The 22,847-nt window shown below is 37.1% G+C and carries 18 protein-coding genes; 4 read left to right on the top strand and 14 right to left on the bottom strand.

Annotated features, from left to right (window positions below; all coding sequences use genetic code 11):
* Window positions 1–68: 68 nt before the first annotated feature.
* Complete coding sequence (locus IGI63_RS12375; RefSeq protein ID WP_002358745.1) at window positions 69–452, bottom strand: bacteriocin; 384 nt, start codon at window positions 450–452, stop codon at window positions 69–71.
* 24 nt (window positions 453–476) lie between these two features.
* On the bottom strand, window positions 477–2,450 hold the full coding sequence (locus tag IGI63_RS12370; RefSeq protein WP_429975868.1) for an isopeptide-forming domain-containing fimbrial protein: 1,974 nt from the start codon (window positions 2,448–2,450) through the stop codon (window positions 477–479).
* Window positions 2,451–2,914: 464 nt separating this feature from the next.
* Between IGI63_RS12370 and IGI63_RS12365 the strand changes: the two genes are divergently transcribed.
* Window positions 2,915–3,319 (top strand): DUF1622 domain-containing protein, encoded by a 405-nt coding sequence (locus tag IGI63_RS12365; protein ID WP_002383026.1) that lies wholly within the window; start codon window positions 2,915–2,917, stop codon window positions 3,317–3,319.
* A gap of 20 nt (window positions 3,320–3,339) precedes the next feature.
* On the opposite strand, the gene IGI63_RS12360 is transcribed toward IGI63_RS12365, so the two are convergent.
* Window positions 3,340–3,858 (bottom strand): hypothetical protein, encoded by a 519-nt coding sequence (locus IGI63_RS12360; RefSeq protein WP_002355635.1) that lies wholly within the window; start codon window positions 3,856–3,858, stop codon window positions 3,340–3,342.
* Between the two features lie 195 nt (window positions 3,859–4,053).
* Between IGI63_RS12360 and clpP the strand changes: the two genes are divergently transcribed.
* The gene (gene clpP, locus IGI63_RS12355) at window positions 4,054–4,647 is read left to right on the top strand and encodes an ATP-dependent Clp endopeptidase proteolytic subunit ClpP (RefSeq protein WP_002355633.1); all 594 of its coding nucleotides are present in this window, start codon (window positions 4,054–4,056) and stop codon (window positions 4,645–4,647) included.
* A 44-nt stretch (window positions 4,648–4,691) separates the two neighbouring features.
* Here clpP and IGI63_RS12350 read toward each other — a convergent pair whose 3' ends face one another.
* The 8 genes from IGI63_RS12350 to uvrB all read right to left on the bottom strand — a co-directional run bounded on the left by IGI63_RS12350 (window position 4,692) and on the right by uvrB (window position 15,398).
* Entirely contained in the window at window positions 4,692–5,210 is a 519-nt protein-coding gene (locus IGI63_RS12350; protein WP_002361283.1) for a DsbA family protein, read from the bottom strand.
* Between the two features lie 113 nt (window positions 5,211–5,323).
* Complete coding sequence (locus tag IGI63_RS12345; RefSeq protein ID WP_033596428.1) at window positions 5,324–6,247, bottom strand: PEP phosphonomutase; 924 nt, start codon at window positions 6,245–6,247, stop codon at window positions 5,324–5,326.
* Between the two features lie 233 nt (window positions 6,248–6,480).
* Window positions 6,481–7,416 carry a DNA-binding protein WhiA gene (whiA, locus tag IGI63_RS12340; protein ID WP_002358736.1) on the bottom strand — a complete coding sequence of 312 codons (936 nt, stop codon included), beginning with the start codon at window positions 7,414–7,416 and terminating at the stop codon, window positions 6,481–6,483.
* A gap of 33 nt (window positions 7,417–7,449) precedes the next feature.
* Entirely contained in the window at window positions 7,450–8,445 is a 996-nt protein-coding gene (locus IGI63_RS12335) for a gluconeogenesis factor YvcK family protein (protein ID WP_002355627.1), read from the bottom strand.
* Complete coding sequence (gene rapZ, locus IGI63_RS12330) at window positions 8,445–9,332, bottom strand: RNase adapter RapZ (protein ID WP_002355625.1); 888 nt, start codon at window positions 9,330–9,332, stop codon at window positions 8,445–8,447. Before rapZ ends, IGI63_RS12335 begins: the two co-directional genes overlap by 1 nt.
* A 165-nt stretch (window positions 9,333–9,497) precedes the next feature.
* Window positions 9,498–10,292: a YusW family protein gene (locus IGI63_RS12325; RefSeq protein WP_033596422.1), complete on the bottom strand. Its 795-nt coding sequence runs from the start codon at window positions 10,290–10,292 to the stop codon at window positions 9,498–9,500.
* A 171-nt stretch (window positions 10,293–10,463) separates the two neighbouring features.
* Window positions 10,464–13,283: an excinuclease ABC subunit UvrA gene (gene uvrA / locus IGI63_RS12320; protein WP_429975867.1), complete on the bottom strand. Its 2,820-nt coding sequence runs from the start codon at window positions 13,281–13,283 to the stop codon at window positions 10,464–10,466.
* 117 nt (window positions 13,284–13,400) lie between these two features.
* The gene (gene uvrB, locus IGI63_RS12315; RefSeq protein ID WP_002355618.1) at window positions 13,401–15,398 is read right to left on the bottom strand and encodes an excinuclease ABC subunit UvrB; all 1,998 of its coding nucleotides are present in this window, start codon (window positions 15,396–15,398) and stop codon (window positions 13,401–13,403) included.
* A 278-nt stretch (window positions 15,399–15,676) separates the two neighbouring features.
* Here uvrB and IGI63_RS12310 point away from each other — a divergent pair, with 278 nt between their 5' ends.
* Entirely contained in the window at window positions 15,677–17,845 is a 2,169-nt protein-coding gene (locus tag IGI63_RS12310) for an amino acid ABC transporter substrate-binding protein/permease (protein WP_002355617.1), read from the top strand.
* A 1-nt stretch (window position 17,846) separates the two neighbouring features.
* Complete coding sequence (locus IGI63_RS12305) at window positions 17,847–18,584, top strand: amino acid ABC transporter ATP-binding protein (protein ID WP_429975866.1); 738 nt, start codon at window positions 17,847–17,849, stop codon at window positions 18,582–18,584.
* Window positions 18,585–18,629: 45 nt separating this feature from the next.
* On the opposite strand, the gene IGI63_RS12300 is transcribed toward IGI63_RS12305, so the two are convergent.
* The 3 genes from IGI63_RS12300 to IGI63_RS12290 all read right to left on the bottom strand — a co-directional run bounded on the left by IGI63_RS12300 (window position 18,630) and on the right by IGI63_RS12290 (window position 22,847).
* On the bottom strand, window positions 18,630–19,349 hold the full coding sequence (locus IGI63_RS12300; RefSeq protein ID WP_002361276.1) for an MgtC/SapB family protein: 720 nt from the start codon (window positions 19,347–19,349) through the stop codon (window positions 18,630–18,632).
* Between the two features lie 35 nt (window positions 19,350–19,384).
* Window positions 19,385–21,289, bottom strand: a complete 1,905-nt coding sequence (locus IGI63_RS12295; RefSeq protein ID WP_002391769.1) for a heavy metal translocating P-type ATPase — start codon at window positions 21,287–21,289, stop codon at window positions 19,385–19,387.
* Between the two features lie 109 nt (window positions 21,290–21,398).
* Window positions 21,399–22,847, bottom strand: coding sequence for a helix-turn-helix domain-containing protein (locus tag IGI63_RS12290; RefSeq protein ID WP_002358731.1), 1,449 nt, complete (start codon window positions 22,845–22,847; stop codon window positions 21,399–21,401).

The raw sequence follows: 22,847 nt of genomic DNA, 5'->3' as shown, positions 1-22,847 counted from the left end.
ACTATTACTAGAAAAAGACAAGCCAAGTTTCCTTTATTTAGGAAACTTGGCTTGTCTTTTTATTCTTTTTACTTCGTTATTTTTTGATAGTTTGCGAATAATTGATTCGCATCTCCTTCTCCATCAATTTTCTTGAGATGGCCGTTATCTATTTTAAACATAGATGGCACATGTAAAACTTTATTTTCTCGGATAAATGTTGACCATTCCTTCATGGTCTCTTTGTTGGTTAATTCTACATAGTAAACCTGTTTAGGTGCTTGCAATAGTTTCTCGAAATCCTGACAATCTGAACAGTTTTTCTTTTTTAAAACAACATAAAATGTTTCGCCAGAGTGTTTTTTTTCTTGATACTCATTGAAACTTAATTCCTTTTTATGCGGAATAAATGTAAAACCTACCAACAAACTAAGTAACAAAATTAACAGACTGAACGAAATTTTTTTATTCATGTTTTTTCTTCCTTTTTAGTTTGTTTAATTTTTTCTTTTTTTATTTTTTGTTATGCCAAAGCTAATAGCCACTATAAGGACAATTAAACCTGCGATCATGTAAAGTGGATTTACTGTTGTATTAGTCATTGGTAAATGAATTCCTTTACTTGCTGATTTTCCAAAATTGACTGGGTTCGTTGGTGCTTGATGATTTGTAGGCGTCAACGGTTTCTTCGGTTTTAACGGTTGTTTAGGTTTAGGTTTTTTTGGATCTTCTGGCGTTGGTGCAGGCGGTGTTACAGTTGGTTTGTTGGAATGTAACACGTCACCTTCGTTGCCAAAGTTTAAGTCGGCTTGGTTGGGAATGCCACCTTGTTCAATATAAGGCGCTAATTCTTCATCCGTTGCGTCAGCTTTAATTTTGGTTGTAATGGTCATGGTATAGGTATGTCCAGCTAAGTATGAGTAGCTGTCATCTTTTTTGTTCATAGTAAAGGTTACTTTGTTATTTTCTTGCGTTACTATGCCGTTGGCTGTAACATCTTTACCATTTTCATCAGTAACTTTCACGTCTGCAATGTCTAACACTTTATTAATGTCATCTACCATGCTAGCTTGGGTCCACGTGCTTGTTTCGTTACCGAAAGCTGTTTTGACATGCCAATCGAAACTATCTTCACGATTGGTTAAATCTAAGTGCTCTTGATTTTCGATATCTTTTGTAATCGTTGGATCTTCTGGCGTCACGTCACACGCATGCGCATTGTCATTTTTAGGAATCGTCGCTTCTGGAAATTCCTTAGCAATTGTTCCTTGATTCATTGTCCCACTACTTACAAGGGTTGCTGCATCAATCGCTGTATTTTCTTTGACTTCGTAGTGAATCGTGATGTTTCCTACGTAACCTTCTGTACTAGTTGCTGAAATGGTTTGTCCGTTAATTTGAACAGGCACATCATTTCCAGCATCGTCCGTAGCGGTCGCCGATTGAATATCAAATTGATTGGCAATCGTTAATGAAGCTGTTGCTGGTGTCGATTGCGCCAGACGATCTTTGACAATTTGTTTTAATTGGGTTGTAAAATCATCAATAGATTGGCTTGTAATAAAATCTTCTGGTGTGCTAGATCCTTGTTGCAACTCTTGTTTTACAAAAGGACCCACTTCTGTTTTATATTTATCAAAGTATGAATTCACTGAACTTAAAGATTCAACACTTTCCCAATACGCATTAATCATTTCATAGCCTTGGTTAGTAATTTCTTGGTTTAACGCTAAAACTTCTGCTGCTGCACCTTGGTAGTCATTACTATATTCCACTGAGACTTGAAGAGGATGTCTTGGATCTGGATATTCATTGATTGAATCATTGGTATTGGTTTTATGCAAGTAACCATCTAAACGTGTATTAGCGACCCCATCTGTCACTAATAGGAAATACGTTTTTCGATTCGTTAAATCTCCGTATGTTTGATTGTACGTATCTAAAGCGAGTTTCAATCCTGGGGCGGTTGGCGTACCACCATACGTCCGAACGTCTCCAAAACCAGAGACAAATTGGCTTTTATCATAAGTCAATTGCGTATTGACGCGCACATTCATATCATAATCAGCTGAATTAATTTTTGTCTTTCCATCAGGAAACATAAATTGTTTTCCGCCACGATACGAAGCCAGCATCACGCGGTCTTGATCAGATAATCCTTGAACCACTTCATCAATCGCTTGTCTTACATGTGGAAAATTATCTGAAAAACTACCACTGGCATCTTCAACAACCACTAAATCAACCGGTTCCGTTTCACCCGCTTGAACTGGGAAAGCAGCTTGTCCTTCCAATATCCGTTTACAATCAGCTAGACTGTCATCTTTCACTTTCACCGTATTGGTCATTCCTTCTGTATCTCCTGCTTTAACCACTCCTTCGGCTAAAGCCAATGTGGGACTGAAATTTCCCACAACTGTTCCAGCGACAATCACCATTGTCGATAATAATTTCGTTGCTTTCTTAAACATTTTAATCCTCCCTATTTTCTTTCGCTAGTGTTTGGGACACTTGCTTCTCTTTACTTCAACTACAGCTCCTTAAATCTTTCATCAAGTCGATGTGTCCCCTTGTTTTTGTGACACATCTCTTACTCAATTTCTGATTCTATCACCTTTATAGGCTAAAACTTGGCAGTATTCGGCTCTTGAAAACGTAAAATTTGTCTTTTAAAAATTAATGAAAAGACTATCCACTGACAAAGTTGGTTTTCACTTACTTTTTGCTACTTTATTCCTTTTAAGACTCTTTTTTTACACAAAAAAAGTAAAAGAACCTTTACAGTCCTTTTACTTAATTGTTAGATGCTATTCATAATTTTCTTAGTTTTTTTCTATACGCTGAATAGTTTATCCCGTTTATTTCAACAATATTTGACGTTAGTCAGCCGTTTCGTTATAGTTAAAGAAAAGGCTTTTTGGTAGGAGTGAATACGATGAATGAGTGGCCCCATCAGTTAATGACGCTTTTAACCCCACTTTTTGAGCTATGTATTTTAGGACTGAATGTTTTTTCGATTATTGTTTTAGTTTGGGGTGTTTGTTTAGCAGGAAAAGATTTCATTAAAAGTGAACGACAAAATCAAAGCCGCTTTACCTTAACCAAAATGAATACGTTCATCAAAAACTTCCTTGGTAGCTACATTCTGTTAAGTTTAGAAATTTTAATTGCTGCTGATATTATTGAATCCATTGTCAAACCAACTTTTCAAGATATTTTGAAATTGGCAACCTTGGTGATCATCCGTACAGTTATTTCTTATTTCTTACATAAAGAAATTGAAGACACTATGACCGATATGGAACAACAAGAAAAAGAACCAGATACCCCAAAAAATTAGCGGGTACGCTGGTTCTTTTTTTATTTAATCGCTTTAAAATAATGAAGTGGTTCGTTAGACAAACGCTGCATTTTACGTTTTTTATCTTCAATAATTGCTAAAATCTCGTCTGAAAAATTTTCTAAAATAACACGGCCGCCTTTATAGGTGTGACCACCCATTTCAGCAACTTCGCTGGCCGTCAAAATGACTTTACGATGCGCAATTTTTTTGAAAAATTCTTCAATTAAGTACGTCGGTAAGTAAAAATTATTTTGAGCAGAAAATGATTCCAAATAAATAAAATCATCGATGCTGATGAAACAATCATCCATCGATAAGTATTCAATTGATCTGTCTATATATAATTCACGCTTTTGTAAAATTTCTTTGACTTTTTTATTTAATAAATTCAATGATTCAATTTCTTTAACCAAATGTTCTAGTTCACGATAACGTACTTCTTTTCGCTCTTTGTAAGATGAATGTAAGGCGGCACTTGCTGTGACTATTAGCGCACCGACGATTACACCGACCATTCCGGCGATAAAAACAAACATATTTTTCCCCTCGCTCTTTTCTAATTTTCCATTTTAGTATAACATAATCCAAAAGTTTCGGATAAAAAATGACACAAAATTTTTCAAGCGACTTCGTTGACCTTTATTGACCAAAGAGGTATACTTTTCATAGGCATTCAAAGTACTTTGTGATAGAATGACTTTAAAAGTTTCTTTATATAGGAGGATTTACTTATGAATTTAATTCCAACAGTTATTGAACAATCATCTCGCGGTGAACGTGCTTATGACATTTACTCTCGTTTATTAAAAGACCGTATCATTATGCTAAGCGGCCCTATCGATGATAATGTGGCAAACTCAGTGATTGCACAGTTATTATTCTTAGATGCCCAAGATTCAGAAAAAGACATTTACTTGTACATTAACTCTCCTGGTGGCAGCGTTTCTGCAGGTTTAGCGATTTTCGATACCATGAATTTCGTTAAAGCGGATGTCCAAACGATCGTATTAGGAATGGCGGCTTCAATGGGTAGCTTCTTATTAACAGCTGGTCAAAAAGGCAAACGTTTCGCTTTACCAAATGCGGAAATCATGATTCACCAACCACTTGGTGGCGCTCAAGGGCAAGCAACAGAAATTGAAATTGCTGCTCGTCACATTTTAGACACTCGTCAACGTTTAAATTCAATTTTAGCTGAACGAACTGGCCAACCAATTGAAGTGATTGAACGTGATACCGATCGTGATAACTATATGACTGCCGAACAAGCAAAAGAATATGGTTTAATCGATGAAGTAATGGAAAATAGTAGCGCCTTAAATTAAAAATAAAAAAATGGAAACAGCGACTGTCGCTGTTTCCATTTTTTTTATTTTTCAATGTATCCACGTAATTCTTCTTCAGTGACACTTTCGTCAAAGATATGCTCACCAATGATGATCGTTGGTACAAATTGAATGTGCGCCGCATTGGCTTCAGCAATCACTGCGGAAACAAGCGTTGCATCTTTTTGTTCTTTTAAGCCCAGATTTTTTTCAGCATACGTCGCTACTTCTTCTAAGGTTAAGTTTCCCCATTCATCTTGCGTAGCAAACATTTTATGCAATGCTGACAGTGCTTGTTCAGGCGCTGAATAGTCAATGTAGTGATGCATCACATTGCCGCGTTGTAAACTTTCTTTTTCTTTATCAAACAACTTAATGATACGTTCAACTTTACCACTTTTGACAGATTGTGCTAACAGTTCCTCAGACTCTTCAAACCATTTTCTGCAATAAGGACAGCGAACATTGATAAATTCTATCATTTTGACAGGGGCATTGCTCTCACCAATGTGAAGCCCTGTTTCTGTGTTAACTTTTGTTGCATCAATTACTGAAATATCCATAAAAAAACCTCATCCTTTCAAACCTTTATTTCTCTTTTAGTATACCGTTTTTCAATAAAAAAATCATAAGACACGAATTCAAATTTTCTGAATTCGTGCCTCTGTTCACTTTTTTAACGATTAATCGAACGAGCCATTCTAGCAACAGTATGTCTTTTCCCACGTATCGCATCAGAAAGCTCTTTAATATTTTCAATACCAACTAAGCCCATATTGGCATCGCCAATATGTTGAATATCTACGCCTAAAATTTTATTTCTAATGCCGATTGCTTGGATAACTTCAGGTTGAGCACTTTCTTGTGAAGTTCCAATGGCACTCATAACTAATTTTCCTTTTGAATGTGCAAAATCCACAACTTCTTTGACTTGTTGATCATCGATGCCCCAAACCGTGCCGACTGCTGGGACTAAGACAATATCAGCGCCCGCTTCAATAAATTGGTCAGCTGATTTTAAACTGACCACTGGTTCATCTACGCCTGAACTGTGCATTTTTCCGGCAATAATGATGCCGTCAAAATGTTTTTTGGCTAAGGCCACGTTCTTAGCAATCAAGTCGTTGGTCACGCCAGTTCCTGGATTACCTGTCAATAAGATAAAATCCAAACCCAGTTCATTGGCTTTTTTGAAAGTAGCTGCTGATGCTTTTCTACCTGGTTCAATCGAAACTCTCGTTGAAGCTAAGTCTAAATTTTCATCAACAGGTTCGACATTCATGCCAATCGGTAAACCGACTAGTTCTTTCAAACGATGAACAACCTCATCATTAGGGACACATGTTTCCGCAGTATATTGACCTTCATAAGCGGCTACTACAATCGGTTGATTAACATCGAAAACATTCAATAAAATCATGTCTGCGCCATATGCTTTTGACATTTCCGCACAAGTGATATCACCTGCTACGGATGGATGAACTACCACATTTTCCGATAAAATTACGCGCCCTTCGCTCGCTTTAATACTCTGAAACAGCTCTTCTTTTGACATCCGTTTGATTTCTGATGCATTTGCACTAATTAATCGTTGAACCATTTTGACCCCTCCAATAGTTTTTAATCTTTTAGTTAAAAACAGCAATAAGTAATCGCTTGCATTTTATTACATGCAACATTCGTGCCAACGTCGTTTCTTTAAACCACAGGTCAACACTACATTTCAGTGCTACACACTTTTTGCACACTTTAATTTTTTTTACACGCTTAAAGAAAAAGTGAAGGATAGCACTTCAAACGGAAATGTTATTCTTCACTTCTGGAGCAGAAAAGTTACGCACTTTTTTCTCGTAATTTTTCTGCAAATTCATTAATTTTTCGAATACGATGATTAATACCTGACTTAGAAATAGCTCCTGAAGGAATCATTTCCCCTAGTTCTTTGAGACTAACTTCGGGATACTCTAACCGTAATTCTGCGATTTCCTGAAGTTTCTCCGGTAATGACGTCAGCCCTACTGTACTTTCAATAAATTGAATATTTTCAATTTGTTTTGAAGCCGCATCAATGGTTTTATTTAAATTCGCTGTTTCGCAATTCACTAAACGATTTACTGAATTCCGCATATCACGGACAATCCGGACATCTTCAAATTTCAACATAGAGTTCGTGGCACCAATTAATGTTAAAAAGTCGGCAATTTTTTCAGCACCTTTTAAATAACAAATATACCCATTTCGGCGTCCCAATGTTCGAGCGTTTAAGTCATAGTAATTCAACATCTTACAAATATCATTATTGTGTTCTTCATAAATTGAAAAAATTTCTAAATGATAGCGACTTGTTTCTGGATTATTAACTGAGCCAGAAGCCATAAAGGCCCCGCGTAAATAGGAACGCATTTTTTGCGCGTTACCCATGATTTCATTTGACACATTGCCATTAAAAACGACCCCATCCATAATATCCAAATCAGCTAGAATTTTTTGTGTATCTTGTTTTAGACGCACAATGTAAACATTATTTTTCTTTAGTTTCATTTTTTTACGAACTAATAATTCTGCTTGTGCATGGTAATGATCTTTCAGCAATGAATACATTCGACGAGCAATTGCAGCATTTTCCGTTTGTACATTCAAGACAAACTGTTGATTAACTAAGCTAAGTGAGCCGTTCATCCGAATTAATGCTGCTAATTCTGCTTTCGCGTGTTCTCGATGGACTTCTAAACCAGTTAACTCTTTTTTGACATCCGAGGCAAAAGACATCTAAGCTCCTCCTCTCTTGATTCTTTTGATTAATTAATATTTCGTTCCAAATACGATACGGAAAAGTTCTTCAACCACTTTTTCCCCATCATGAAAAACTCCGCCATCTCTTAATTCTAAAAAGTCTGTCGAAATGACTCGGCAACCTTCTTCACGTAATCCTTGAAAATCATGCTTCACTTGAACTAAATATTCATCATAAATTTCAGGATCCATGTAATTTTCTGGTACTTTTTCTGTGTTAACCAGCACTGTATCAACAAACTGCGCTTGTAGATGCTCGTTTAAGACACGAACATGATCGGCATCCGTAAAATGTTCCGTTTCCCCTTTTTGGGTCATGATGTTACAAATATAGACTACTTCCGCTGCCGTTTGTTTGATGGCTTCACCAATTTCTGTAATAACTAAATTAGGTAAAATACTTGTAAAAAGACTCCCTGGTCCTAACACGACCATGTCTGCTTCTTCAATTGCTTTGACGACTTTGCGCGCAGCTCTTGGCTGTTCTTCTCCGTGTGTATTTGTTACAAACACATGGTCAATCGTCTTGCGATCCAGTGCAATTTTTGATTCTCCCACCGCCACTGAGCCATCTTTAAATACGGCATGTAACGTTAATGGCCGTTCTGATGATGGATAAATCCGTCCATCAACATGCATCATTTTTGAAAGTAATTGAATCGCTTCATACGTACTTCCTCTCATTTCTGAGACAGCAGCAATGATTAAATTACCGATTGCATGATTGGCAAAATGACTATCTGATTTATCAAAACGATATTGAAAAATATCTTCATATAATTGTGGCATATCTGACAATGCCACTAAAACATTTCTTAAATCTCCCGGAGGTGTCATGTTATTAATAGAGGAACGAAGCTCGCCACTACTACCGCCGTCATCAGCGACCGTTACGACGGCAGTAATATCAACACTTTGATTTCTTAAACTTTTTAAAATTACTGGCAAGCCTGTTCCACCACCAACAACCACAATCTTCGGTTTACGAATTCGATAGGTTTTCATTAAGAGCGATTAACCGTTTCTTTTCTTTTTAAGCGGTCGCGGTGGGTAATATTAACATGGTAATCTTCCTCTTTTAATTCAGCGCCAACACGTTCTGTCAATGCAACAGAGCGATGTTGTCCGCCAGTACAGCCAATTGCAATGGTGACGCTACTTTTACCTTCTTTTTTATATCCAGGTAAGACTGTTCGCAGTAAATCGATAAATTTGGTATAAAATTCATCTGTTTCTGGGAAGCCCATCACATAATCATAAACAGGTTGATCCATTCCAGTTAACGGCCGTAGTTCATCAATATAATGGGGGTTAGGTAAAAAGCGAACATCCATAACGATATCTGCATCAATCGGCAACCCATATTTAAAGCCGAAGGACACCATTTCCACTCGAAATTCGTGTGTCTCTCTCGTTGCTAGTTCTTTATTCAAACGTTCCCGCAATTGACGAGGGGACAAGTCCGTAGTGTCAATGACCAACTGAGCATCCGCCTTGATTTCTTCCAGCATTGCACGTTCTTTACGAATACCTTCTGTCACTAAACCATCCATCGCCATTGGATGCGCACGCCGTGTCTCTTTATAACGAGAAACCAACTCTTCATCGGTGGCATCTAAAAATAAAATCGTTGTATCAATAAAATTAGTATTTTCAAGTTCGACTAACATATCCTGAATTTCTCTAAAAAAGGTCCGTGAACGTAAATCGATCACTAACGCAATCTTGGTAACTTTTCCAGATTCTTTAATTAATTCCCAAAATTTTGGGATTAAGCTTGGTGGTAAATTGTCGATACAGAAATAGCCCATGTCTTCAAAGCTTTGAACAGCGACTGTTTTTCCAGCGCCACTCATTCCTGTAATAATAACCAGTTGTAAATTTTCTGGCATATTCAACACTCCCTTCACTTGCATCACTATATTATAACACCCCGGGCGTATCAAAGAAAGCTTTTCAATCATTCTTATAAAGATTTCTATTCTTTCATAGAAAAACAGCATTGACATTTTTGTCAACGCTGTTTTAATTGCTGAATTATATTATATAACTGTGTGTTATTTTAATACAAACTCAATTTCTGTTTTATCAGTAAAATTAGCTTCAAACTCAAATTGTTTTACTTGTTCATTCACGGATAACTTTTTCGTAATGTGTTCTTTAATTTGTTCATTTGTAGCTGTTTTGATTGACAATCCATCTAAAAGAGTCATGATTTTGTCTTGTGCTGCCTTACCTTCTAATTCTAAATCAGCAGATTCATCTTCATACGTTGCTTCAATTGTTCCGTTCGATTTTATTTCATAGGTGAACTCAATTTCATTTTCGTCGTATTCGATTTCTACGTCAATCTCTTGAAGACTGGCAACAGTCGGTGTTGGTGTGGTTAGTTCATTGTCTGCTGTTTCATGGTCCCCACCAACTTCAGGAGTTACGGTTTCCCACTTAAAGGTACCAATTTTAGCTGTTGCTAGATATGGATTATTAATGGTAATTACTTTCAATTGAAGGTCTGAATGGTTGGCGATATCTGTTAAAATCCCCAGAGCCTGATATGTATTTTGTGTAAAACGTGTCGCAATATTTTGCGCATCAATTGTGGAATAGCCTAATGTTTCCCAGGTGATTTGTTGCTTTAATTCCTGATGAACGGCTTGTACTGTCGCCGGCTCCAATTGAATGCCCGTTGCTTCTTTTAAGTCTTTCTTGGTAAAACTCATTACTTTTTCATGGTCTGATTGTGAAATTAAGGTCGCTGCTTCCATTGTGTTACTATGTACAAAAGGTGTGATTCCGATAGCTAAGACCATTCCTGCTGTTAATAAACTTGTTGTTATTTTTTTGTTTTTCATTTAAGACTTCCCTTCGTATTCATTGTTATTTTGTTAACAAACATAGTATATCTTTTAATTACACATTAAGTCAACATTTATTTTTAATTTTTATTAAAAAATATTTGTTATTTTATAATAAAAGAACCTTGTTTCCCATAAAAACAAGGTTCTTTATCTAATCATTAATGTTTATTTCAGAACACGTTTTAAATAATATCCTGTGTAACTGTCTTTGACTTTAGCAACTTCTTCTGGTGTTCCTGTCGCCACGATCGTCCCACCACCGTCGCCACCTTCTGGCCCTAGATCAATCACATGATCCGCAGATTTGATGACATCCAAGTTATGTTCAATCACTAAAACGGTATTGCCCGCTTCCACTAAACGCTCTAATACTAGAAGCAACCGCGCAATATCATCGGTATGCAAGCCTGTTGTTGGTTCATCCAGAATATAAAAGTTTTTCCCATTAGAATTTTTATGAAGTTCACTCGCTAGCTTCATCCGCTGTGCTTCTCCACCAGATAAAGTAGTTGCTGGCTGCCCCAATGTCACATAGCCTAAGCCTACATCCACAATTGTTTGCAATTTACGATGAATTTTAGGGATATGTTTGAAAAATTCTACGGCATCTTCCACCGTCATATCTAAAATATCAGAAATGTTTTTGCCTTTATAATGAACTTCTAACGTCTCAGAATTATAACGTTTGCCATGACAAACTTCGCAAGGCACATAGACATCAGGTAAAAAGTGCATTTCAATTTTGATGATACCATCCCCGCGACAAGCTTCACAACGGCCACCTTTGACGTTAAAACTAAAGCGACCTTTTTTATAGCCACGAACCTTGGCTTCATTTGTTTGGGCAAACAAATCGCGAATGTCATCAAAAACACTAGTATAAGTCGCTGGATTACTTCTTGGTGTTCGACCAATTGGACTTTGGTCAATGTCAACAATCTTTTCAATGGCTTCATAACCAGCGATACTTTTGTGTTTCCCAGGTTTATTGGAATTACGATTTAATTTTTGGGCCAGTGCTTTTTTCAAAATTTGATTGACTAAAGTACTTTTCCCTGAACCTGAAACGCCTGTGACAGCAACAAATTCACCCAGCGGAAATTCAACACTGACATTTTTTAAATTATTTTCACTGGCACCAGTGACTTTGATCGCTTTGCCATTACCTTTGCGACGTTCTTTTGGTACAGGAATCACTTTTTTCCCAGAAAGATATTGTCCGGTCAATGAATGCGGATTTTTAGCAACCTCTTCCGGCGTACCAGCGGCTACAATTTCACCGCCCAGATGTCCAGCGCCAGGTCCCACATCAATCAAGTAATCCGAAGCCATCATTGTATCTTCATCATGTTCCACCACAATTAATGTATTGCCTAAGTCCCGCATTTTTTTCAATGAGTCAATCAAGCGGTCGTTATCTCGTTGATGCAAACCAATTGATGGTTCATCTAAAATGTAAAGGACGCCTGATAAGTTTGATCCAATTTGTGTTGCTAAGCGAATTCTTTGTGCTTCTCCACCAGAAAGTGTACCAGCAGCTCGACTTAAGGTTAAGTAATCTAACCCGACATTTTTTAAGAAGGTTAACCGATCTTCGACTTCTTTTAAAATTGGCCGAGCAATCGTTGTTTCTTGTTCAGATAAAGACACACCTTCAAAAAATTGGACCGCATTTTTTATTGCTAATTCACTGACTTCACCAATGTGCGTGCCATTGATTTTCACAGCTAAAGCTTGCGGATTCAAACGATACCCATGACAGCTTCGACAAGTCAATTCTGTCATGTATAACCGCATTTGATCTCGTGTAAAATCGCTATTTGTTTCATGATAACGTCGTTTAATATTTTTTAAAATCCCTTCAAATGGCACTTCCACATCACGAACACCACCAAAGTCATTTTCATAATGAAAATGAAAGTTTTTCTCGCCAGAACCATTTAAAATAATTTCTTGTTGGTCTGCAGGTAATTCTTCAAACGGCGTATCCATATCAATCCCAAAACTGGTGGCTGCTTGTTCCAACATTTGTGGATAATATTGGGAACTAATAGGGTTCCACGGAACAATGGCTCCTTCTCTCAAGGTTTTAGTGGGATCTGGAATCACTAAGTCTTTGTCCACTTCTAATTTAACACCTAAACCATCACAATCGGGACAAGCGCCAAATGGTGCATTAAATGAAAACAAGCGCGGTTCCAATTCACCGACTGTGAACCCACAATAAGGACAAGCATAATGTTCACTAAACAACATCTCTTCTTGACCAATCACATCAACAATTGCGTAACCTTCAGCTAAACGCAAAGCCGCTTCAAACGAATCAAACAAGCGAGAGCGAATACCTTCTTTCACAACGATACGGTCAATCACAATCGCAATATCATGTTTTTTATTTTTTTCAAGTTCTGGTGCCTCACTAACATCATAGGTTTCACCATCCACCCGCATTCTGACATACCCTTCACGTTGGATCATTTCAAACACTTTTTTATGTTGGCCTTTTTTCTTGACCACAACAGGCGCCAAAATTTGAATTTTTGTTCGCTCTGGTAGCTCTAAGACTTTATCAACCATCTGTTCAACAGACTGACTGGTAATTTCAATATGATCGTTAGGACAAATTGGATGACCTACCCGAGCAAATAACAATCGTAAATAATCATTGATTTCCGTGACCGTCCCCACCGTTGAGCGCGGGTTTTTACTTGTCGTCTTTTGATCAATTGAAATAGCTGGACTTAAACCATCGATGCTGTCAACATCTGGTTTATCCATCTGTCCCAAAAATTGTCGCGCATAAGCAGAGAGACTCTCTACATAACGTCGTTGCCCTTCTGCGTAAAGCGTATCAAACGCTAATGAACTTTTGCCAGAACCAGATAGTCCAGTTACAACAACCATTTTGTCACGAGGAATCGTGACATCAATATTTTTTAAGTTATGGGCGCGTGCACCATGAATCACAATTTTATCATTTGCCATATATGTTCTCCTTTTACTAAATCTCTTACGTCAAATCATTTCAAGTCATTCTATAGAGAAAAGATTAGTAAAAGATACGATAGTTCATCGTATCTTTTACTTAATCCGTTGGTTGACTTATTTGGCAGCTTTCAATTCAAGAATGGTATCTCGTAATGTGGCTGCAGTTTCGAAGTCTAATGCTTTGGCCGCATCTTTCATTTCTCTTTCAAGTTTCATTAATAAATCAGCTTTTTCTTGTCTTGATAAATCTTCATATGATTTATCCAATTGAACCACTGTTTCATCTTTATCAGCTGTTTTGGAAATAGAAATCAAATCACGAATTTCTTTAATAATTGTTTTTGGTTCAATACCATGTTCTTCATTATATGCTTCTTGGATTGCCCGACGTCGTGCCGTTTCATCCATAGCTCGTTGCATCGAATCGGTGATTTTATCTGCATACATAATGACTTTTCCTTCAGCGTTCCGGGCAGCCCGTCCCATCGTTTGCACTAACGAGCGTTCACTACGTAAGAAGCCTTCTTTATCCGCATCTAGAATCGCAATTAAGGAAACTTCTGGCACATCGATTCCTTCACGTAATAAGTTAATACCTATTAGAATATCAAATTCACCTAATCGTAAATCGCGAATAATCTCCGTTCTTTCCAGTGTTTTTATATCACTATGCAAATATTTAACTTTTAAGCCTAATTCTTTGAAATAGTCGGTTAAATCTTCGGCCATTTTCTTCGTTAAGGTTGTGACAAACACTCGCTGATCTTTTTCGATCCGTTCATGAATTTCGCCCACCAAGTCATCAATTTGACCCATAATTGGGCGGATTTCTACTTCTGGATCTAGTAAACCTGTTGGTCGAATGATTTGTTGAACAACAGTCTCTGTTTGTTCCATTTCATAAGGGCCTGGTGTTGCCGATACATAAACAATTTGGTTTACATGTTGTTCAAATTCTTCTAAACGAAGCGGTCGGTTATCAAGTGCACTTGGTAAACGGAAACCATAGTCCACTAACATTTGTTTCCGTGCTCGGTCGCCATTATACATTCCTCTAATTTGCGGCATTGTTACATGAGACTCATCGATTACAAGTAAGAAGTCATCTGGGAAAAAGTCCAACAGCGTATATGGCGGCTCCCCTTCTTGGCGACCATCCATATGTCGAGAGTAATTCTCAATCCCTGACGTATAGCCCATCTCTCTCATCATCTCAATATCATAGTTGGTTCGCTGTTCCAAACGTTGAGCTTCCAATAATTTATTTTCACTGCGAAGCACTTTCAAACGTGCCTCTAATTCTTCTTGGATCTGCGATATGGCGTGTTCCATATGTTCTTCGTTCGTCACGAAGTGTGTTGCCGGAAAAATAGCGACATGCTCTGTTTCGCCGACAATTTCACCAGTTAACGCATCTACTTCACGAATTCGATCAATTTCGTCTCCGAAAAATTCAACACGTAGCGCATGCTCATCCCGTGAAGCTGGGAATATCTCAACCACATCACCGCGGACACGAAAACGCCCCCGTTGAAAATCAATATCATTTCGTTCGAATTGAATATCGACTAAGCTTTTTAGTAACTCATTACGATCCATTTCCATTCCCACACGTAATGAAACAACTTGTTGGCTGTATTCCCGCGGATCCCCTAAACCAAAAATACAAGAAACTGATGCTACCACGATGACATCGTTTCGTTCCAATAAAGAACTTGTCGCTGAATGGCGTAGTTTATCAATTTCATCATTAATACTGGAATCTTTTTCAATATATGTATCACTTGAGGGTACATATGCTTCTGGTTGATAATAATCATAGTAACTGACAAAATACTCGACCGCATTATCTGGGAAAAATTCTTTAAATTCCCCGTATAATTGTCCAGCTAGTGTTTTATTATGTGCAATCACTAATGTTGGTTTGTTCACTTCTTGAATCACATTAGAGATTGTAAATGTTTTACCTGTTCCGGTCGCTCCAAGTAAAATTTGAGCTTTTTCTCCACCTTTGACACCGTCAACTAGTTCAGCAATAGCGGCTGGCTGATCTCCGGCAGGCTCATATTTAGAAGCCAAATGAAAGGTATTGGAAGTTTCTCTTTCGATCATTTATAACTCCCCCTCAAAGTGTCTAATTTCTCTTAAATTATCGGCCCATTCTGGCAGAATGTCCACTTATTAGTTTAACATACCGAACATATTTTCGCCACTTTTGCTGTTTCGGACTTCAACTGATCTTAATCTTTTGTTCTTAATTTCTATGTCACATTTTATAACATGCAATGTAAGGAAATTAGAGTTTTTTTCTCTTTTTAGCGTTCAAATACTTGTCAGCTTCCTATTTCTTACTATATAATTGTTCAATATGCAAAACTAGGAGGTATTTTATGAAAAGGAAACACTTTTTACTTTCTTTCTTTGTGATGATGGTAACTCTGCTAACATTCATTAGTGGCACTTCAGCACATGCAGAAGGAAAGAAATATACAATTGGAACGGATTTAACATTCGCCCCTTTTGAATTCCAAGACTCAAAAGGAAAATACATTGGTATTGACGTTGATTTATTAGATGCGATTGCCAAAGATCAAGGTTTTGAAGTGGATTTAAAACCATTAGGCTTCGATAGTGCAGTCCAAGCGATTCAGTCTAAACAAATTGATGGCATGATTGCTGGAATGAGTATTACGGATGAGCGAAAAAAATCCTTTGATTTTTCAGATCCATACTTCGATAGCGGTTTACAATTAGCGGTTAAAAAAGGAAACGACAAAATTAAATCATATGATGATTTAAAAGGCAAAACGGTTGCGGCTAAAGTTGGAACTGAAAGTGCCAATTTCCTTGAAAAAAATAAAGAGAAATATGACTACACCATCAAAAATTTTGACGATGCAACGGGTCTTTATAAAGCCTTAGAAAACGGCGAAGCGGATGCAATCGTTGATGATTATCCTGTATTGGGCTACGCAGTGAAAAATGGCCAAAAATTACAATTAGTTGGCGATAAAGAAACAGGCAGTTCTTATGGTTTCGCAGTGAAAAAAGGTCAAAACCCTGAATTAATCAAAAAGTTCAACGCTGGTTTGAAAAATCTTAAAGACAATGGTACTTATGATAAAATTTTAAACAACTACTTAGCGACAGGCGATGAAACAAACACACAAGACGCTGGCGAACAGATGAAAAAAATCACTCCTAAAAAAGAGAAATATGTGATTGCTAGTGATTCTACATTTGCTCCGTTTGAGTTTCAAAATGCCCAAGGCGATTATGTCGGAATTGATGTAGATTTAGTCAAACGTGCAGCTGAATTGCAAGGTTTTACTGTTGAATTTAAATTTATTGGTTTTAGTTCTGCTGTCCAAGCTGTTGAATCTGGTCAAGCAGATGGGATGGTTGCAGGCATGACGATTACGGATGATCGTAAAAAAGCCTTCGACTTCTCTGTTCCTTACTTTGATAGCGGCATTCAAATTGCGGTCAAAAAAGGCAATGACAAAATTAAATCGTATGATGATTTAAAAGGCAAAAAAGTCGGCGTAAAAATTGGTACTGAAAGTGCTGATTTCTTAGAAAAAAATAAAAAGAAATATGATTACTCAATTAAGTATTTAGACACAACTGATGCATTATACAGTGCATTAGAAATTGGCGAAGTTGATGCCATGATGGATGATTATCCTGTCATTGGCTATGGGGTTGCGCAAAATCAACCACTAGCGACACCAATTCCTCGTGAAAAAGGTGGTTCTTACGGTTTTGCTGTCAAAAAAGGGCAAAATCCTGAACTACTTGAAATGTTTAACGAAGGCTTAAAAGAAATGAAACGTACAGGTGAATACGATAAAATTATCGGCACTTACGTGAAAGATGGCAACGAAGCCAAAGAAGAAACAGCTGACGAATCTACGTTTGTTGGCTTCATGCAAAACAACTGGAAACAATTGTTACACGGTTTATGGATGACGATTCTATTAACGTTGATTTCCTTCGTACTTGCTTTAATTGTCGGCGTTATTTTTGGGCTATTCAGCGTTTCACCAATCAAAGCATTACGTGTACTTTCAACCATTTATGTTGATTTAATTCGCGGAATTCCTTTAATGGTCTTAGCGTTCTTCATCTATTTCGGATTACCTGGTGTGCTTGGCTTTAATATCCCGGTCTTCATTGCTGGGATTATCACATTAACTTTAAATGCCAGTGCCTATATTTCTGAAATTGTGCGCGGCGGAATCAAAGCTGTTCCAGTTGGCCAAATGGAAGCTTCAAGAAGTTTAGGTCTTTCCTATAATCGGACAATGCAAAAAATTATTTTACCACAAGCGATTCGCATTATGATTCCTTCATTCATTAACCAATTTGTTATTTCATTGAAAGATACAACTATCCTTTCAGCAATTGGCTTAATCGAACTACTACAAACAGGAAAAATTATTGTTGCTCGGACATTACAAAGTACAATGGTTTACTTCGTTATTGCGTTAATCTACTTAATTTTAATTACTAGTTTAACTAAATTAGCGAAAAACCTTGAAAAGAAGGTGAACTAATATGACTGAAAAAATCTTAGTTGAACATTTAGTAAAAAAATATGGTGACAACACGGTCTTAAACGACATTAATGTTTCTATTAACGAAGGCGACGTAGTCTGCGTCATCGGTCCTTCTGGTTCTGGTAAAAGTACTTTTTTACGTTGCTTGAATCAATTAGAAGAAGCTTCTAGCGGAGACATTATTATTGATGGTGCGAACTTGGCAGATAAAAATACGGACATCAACCAAGTCCGTCAACATATCGGCATGGTTTTCCAACATTTCAATTTGTTTCCACACTTATCTATTTTAGAAAATATTGTTTTAGCACCAACCGATTTAGGTCGCTTGTCAAAAGATGAAGCGGAGAAAAAAGCGTTAGAACTTTTAGAACGTGTTGGGTTGGCAGATAAAAAAGATGCCTATCCAGATTCTTTATCTGGTGGTCAAAAACAACGTGTCGCAATTGCACGTGCGTTAGCGATGAATCCTGATATTATGCTTTTCGATGAGCCAACATCAGCTCTTGATCCAGAAATGGTTGGCGATGTTCTTGGTGTAATGAAAGATTTAGCAAAACAAGGAATGACAATGGTCATCGTTACTCACGAAATGGGCTTTGCAAAAGAAGTGGCTAATCGAGTAATGTTCATTGATGGCGGTAACTTCCTAGAAGATGGTTCGCCAGAGCAAGTCTTTGAAAATCCTCAAAACCCTCGAACAAAAGATTTCTTAGATAAAGTATTAAATATTTAAACAAAAGCACTTGGCGCGCTAGCGCCCAAGTGCTTTATTTTATGGTTAAATTGTTTCCGTGACAGAGACAGATTGAACGTGCCCTTTTTCTTTCAAGAGATGGTGCAAGTTGGAATGCCAGAAATCTTCTTTGCCTACATAAGAAATCTTTGCTGTCACTGCCTCTTGTTCGGATTCCAAAGTCAATTCTACTAAGCGCTCCCCTTTTTCTAAAGAAGCTTGAAGTTGTTCATGCAGTCGGCTTTCTTTAATCATAGGTTCCTTCATTTTTACGATAAGCTGCAATCGTTTTAAAGGAGTCTTTCGTTTAAAATGGGCCAGAGCTAATACTAGCAAAGTTGCCACGAGATTGATAAATGCAATGGTTAAAAAGCCCATCCCAATGACTAAACCAATAATAGTAACATTCCACATCATTACTGCTGTCGTTAACCCAGAGACTTTCCTTTCTCTAAAAACGATAATCCCCGCACCGAGAAAGCCTACACCACTAATCACTTGGGCGCCATATCGTGTAATATCCATAGAAATAATGGACGCCAAGGCGCTATTTTGTTTCACCACATCGACTAAAATATCCACCGATTGAATCTGTAAAATGGAAATCGTACAAGAGGCCAAACATAAAATGGCATTACTACTGATACCGAAGCCTTTTCTTTTAATACTTCTTTCTAACCCAATCAAAGCTCCAAAAACCACGGCTAGAGCCATCCGAATGACAACGTCGGTGAGAGAAAGTTCAATCATTTTTAAAGAATTCATCGCTTTCTCTCCTTTCTTGCAAGTGACTATTTGACTTATTTTGTATTAACTAATAAACGCAAGCCATTAAAAATGACCACTAAGGTACTTCCTTCATGAATAAGTACGCTAAATGCGATATTCGCAATACCTAAAAAGTTCAAGATAATTAACGTTGCTACCACTAACATTGAAAAAATAATATTTTGCTGCACAATTTTATTCAAGCGTTTTGAGACACGGTGAGCATAGCCTAATTTAGAAAGATCATTTTTCATCACTACCACGTCTGCAACATCGATAGCAATGTCTGTACCATCCCCCATCGCCACTCCGATATCAGCATTCACTAAAGCGGGCGCATCGTTAATACCATCACCAACCATCCCTGTCATTCCTACTTCGCGTTTTAATTGATCAACAATCGCTGATTTTTCCTCAGGCAAAACATTAGCATAAACTTGGTCCACGCCTACTAAGCGGCCAACTGCTTCACCCGTAAGTTTTGCATCTCCTGTAATCATTGTTGTTTCAATATTTTGTGACTTGAAATAGTGAATGGCGTTCATTGCTTCTTCATTAGGAACATCCATCAATGCCACCAAACCAATCACTTGTTCATTTTCGGCAAAGTACACTACCGTTTTGCCTTCACTTGCTAATTTCGTTGTTTGTTTCTCAATGATTGTTGGCACTTGTTCGAAACTAGATGGTTTACCAATTCTAAAAGTTGTGTCTGCAATGGTCGTTACTAAACCCACCCCGACAATATTTTCTACTTCTAAATTTAAAGCCGTTGTTTCTGCTTCAAAGCGATTAACAATCGCCGTCGCCAATGGATGATTGGATTTTTTCTCCATATTTGTTAAAACAGCTACTAATTCGTCTTGGCGATCTTCTAAGCCATCAACAAAAAGATAATCTGTTACCTCAGGTTTGCCTTTTGTTAGCGTGCCTGTTTTATCAAAAGCGAGTGCTTTCACTTCAGCTAAATTTGATAAGAATGAGCCACCTTTAAACAAAACGCCTTGTTTCGCTAAATTGGAAATTCCTGATAAAGTTGCCGGAACGGCACTCGCTGCTAAAGCACAAGGTGAGGCAGCAATTAAGAAGACCAAGCCTCTGTAAAAACTTTCAGCCCAAGTCAATTGGAAAAGTAATGCGCCACCTAAAACAATTAGTGGAAAAACTGCTAAAACTAGTGTGACATATTTCGGTTCAAATCGTTTAATTTTGCTTGCAATTTCTGATTGATTTTCTTGTGATTGGTTCACTAGCTGTACGATTTTTGCAAAAACTGTTTCTGAACTATCTTTCGTTACTTCAACAACAATTGTGCCTGAACCGTTCATGGTACTACCAAAAACTGGGTCCCCGCTATTTTTTTCTTTGGGAATACTTTCCCCATTAATAGATGATTCATCCACAGCGGTACTTCCTTCAATCACGACGCCATCTGTCGGGATTTGCGCACCATTGAGGACTTGCACGCGGTCACCAATCTTCAATTGTTCAACTGACACAGTTTGAATTGAGCCGTCATCTGTTATCAAGCGAGCTTCTGTTGGATTTAAATTTAATAGTTTTGTAATTTCACGTTGGCTTTTGCCTTGAGCATAATCTTCAAGGAAATGCGCCGCCGCAAAAATCAAAATCAACAATGCTGATTCTTCAAAACTTCCCATTAATGCTGAACCAACTGCAGCTAAGGTCATTAACAAATGAATATTAGGCGAAAACTTTCGATTGTTTTTCGTATCCCGATACGTATCTCCAAAGCCTTCCCCAATAATATGATAACCAGCTAAAATAGCAGCTAACGAGAAAAGAATATTTTTCACTAAGAGCATGTTCCCTAAAAATAAACCGATAAAGAAAAGAGCCAATCCTGTAAAAAAGAGAATAACTGGAACGTTTTTACCTTTTTCTTCATGTGTGTGTGCACCTGTTTGTTTTGACATTGTTATGCGCCTCCTCATTAATGTTTATCTATTCATATGAATGTATATTCATATTATAAAACACTTGGGTGGTTTTGTAAAGACTTAAACACAAAGACAAGCGATGATTCTATTCGATAGGATCACCGCTTGTCTTTGTCGATTCTTTTTGTTGTTGATATTTTTCTTCTTGAATAGTCAATAATGATTGCGTTAAATTGACCCAATCAATCGAACGAGGTGGATCCAGCCAAACCATAACTTTACTCTGTTCTTCTTGATACAAGTTATTTAAATTGGTAATCACCACATCTGGTAAGGTATCTGATAACGGGTCAATAATTTCTACATTTAAATTCACATAGACGGATAAATTTTTTTTGATGAATTGGTTATACTCTTTTCCATAAGAAAAATCAATTAGGACCTTGGCTGGCTCTGCAATTAAATGAACCGGAACATGATTAATTAGCAACAATAGATAGTTAAAAAACAAACAGTGATTGGCTTTCGCAATTTTTTTATGTTTTGCTGTTAACCAACGAATATATTCAATTAAATAAAAATAAAATTCCGGATATGTTTGCTTAAAAAACTGTAAATCCATTTCAAAATCGTCAAACATATTAATCGGAAAGTAAATAACATTGAAATGAATAATTGCTAACCCTTCTTCTAGAGTATTCCTTGTTGACTCCTCTAAACAATTAAATGCTTTTTCAAAACTTCCAATGAAAACACGAGTTAGGCTTTCAATCGTAGGATCTTCGTGAATGACATATTTTTTCTCTAGTTTGCCATGCAAATACAAGAAAAAAACAATCGTATACGTTAATGATTTTGAGGCCAATGCCCATGCCACTTGCGATTTTTTTATTAATTCTTCTGAAAATGTATTTAGTGCGCGCGTATCAATCCCTTCCACCGCACGTCCTTCGTTGTTAATCATAATAGCTAAATAATGGAAAAAATTGCGTCGCTCATAGGTGGTGAAAGTATAGTTTAACTCAACAGACTGTAATACACGTTTCGCTTCATTATAGACTTTTACCGAATATAGTTCGGAAATTGGTTGATTGGAAAGCGTGAACAATTTATACAAAAAAAATGAAATTGCTTTTTGATTGCCGACAATTTCCCGTTTACTAAAATAGATCTGATACTCCTTTAAGGCTTTTTTTAGCCGCTGTAAGGTACTGTACGCCACAGAGGTGCTGACATGATTACATTCAGCAAACTTTGTCAAACTATAATTTCCTCTAAAGTAAGACAACACTAATTTAAAAGAGAGCGATTCTGTTAAGTATTTCGTGAGCAAAAGTTTACTTGAATAGTTTCCATCAATTTCAAGTGTAACATCTACATCAGAAACGACTAAAGTTAAGCTATCGCTTAACTTTAGATTGTCAATATCTGCTTTTAATTTTTCTAATGTTTTTTTGACTAAAAAATTCGACATTGATAATTCTTCGCGAAGTGCAATAAAAGTACCTGATAGCGTGGGACTTTCTTCTAAATGCCTTAGCAAGGAATAACTTCGTTGATCTTCTTTATTTAAAAAAATTTCATAATTCATCAT

The sequence above is a fragment of the Enterococcus sp. DIV0086 genome (genome assembly GCF_050498705.1).
Taxonomy (GTDB): Bacteria; Bacillota; Bacilli; order Lactobacillales; family Enterococcaceae; genus Enterococcus; species Enterococcus faecalis.
This window is presented reverse-complemented; position numbering and strand designations above follow the sequence as displayed.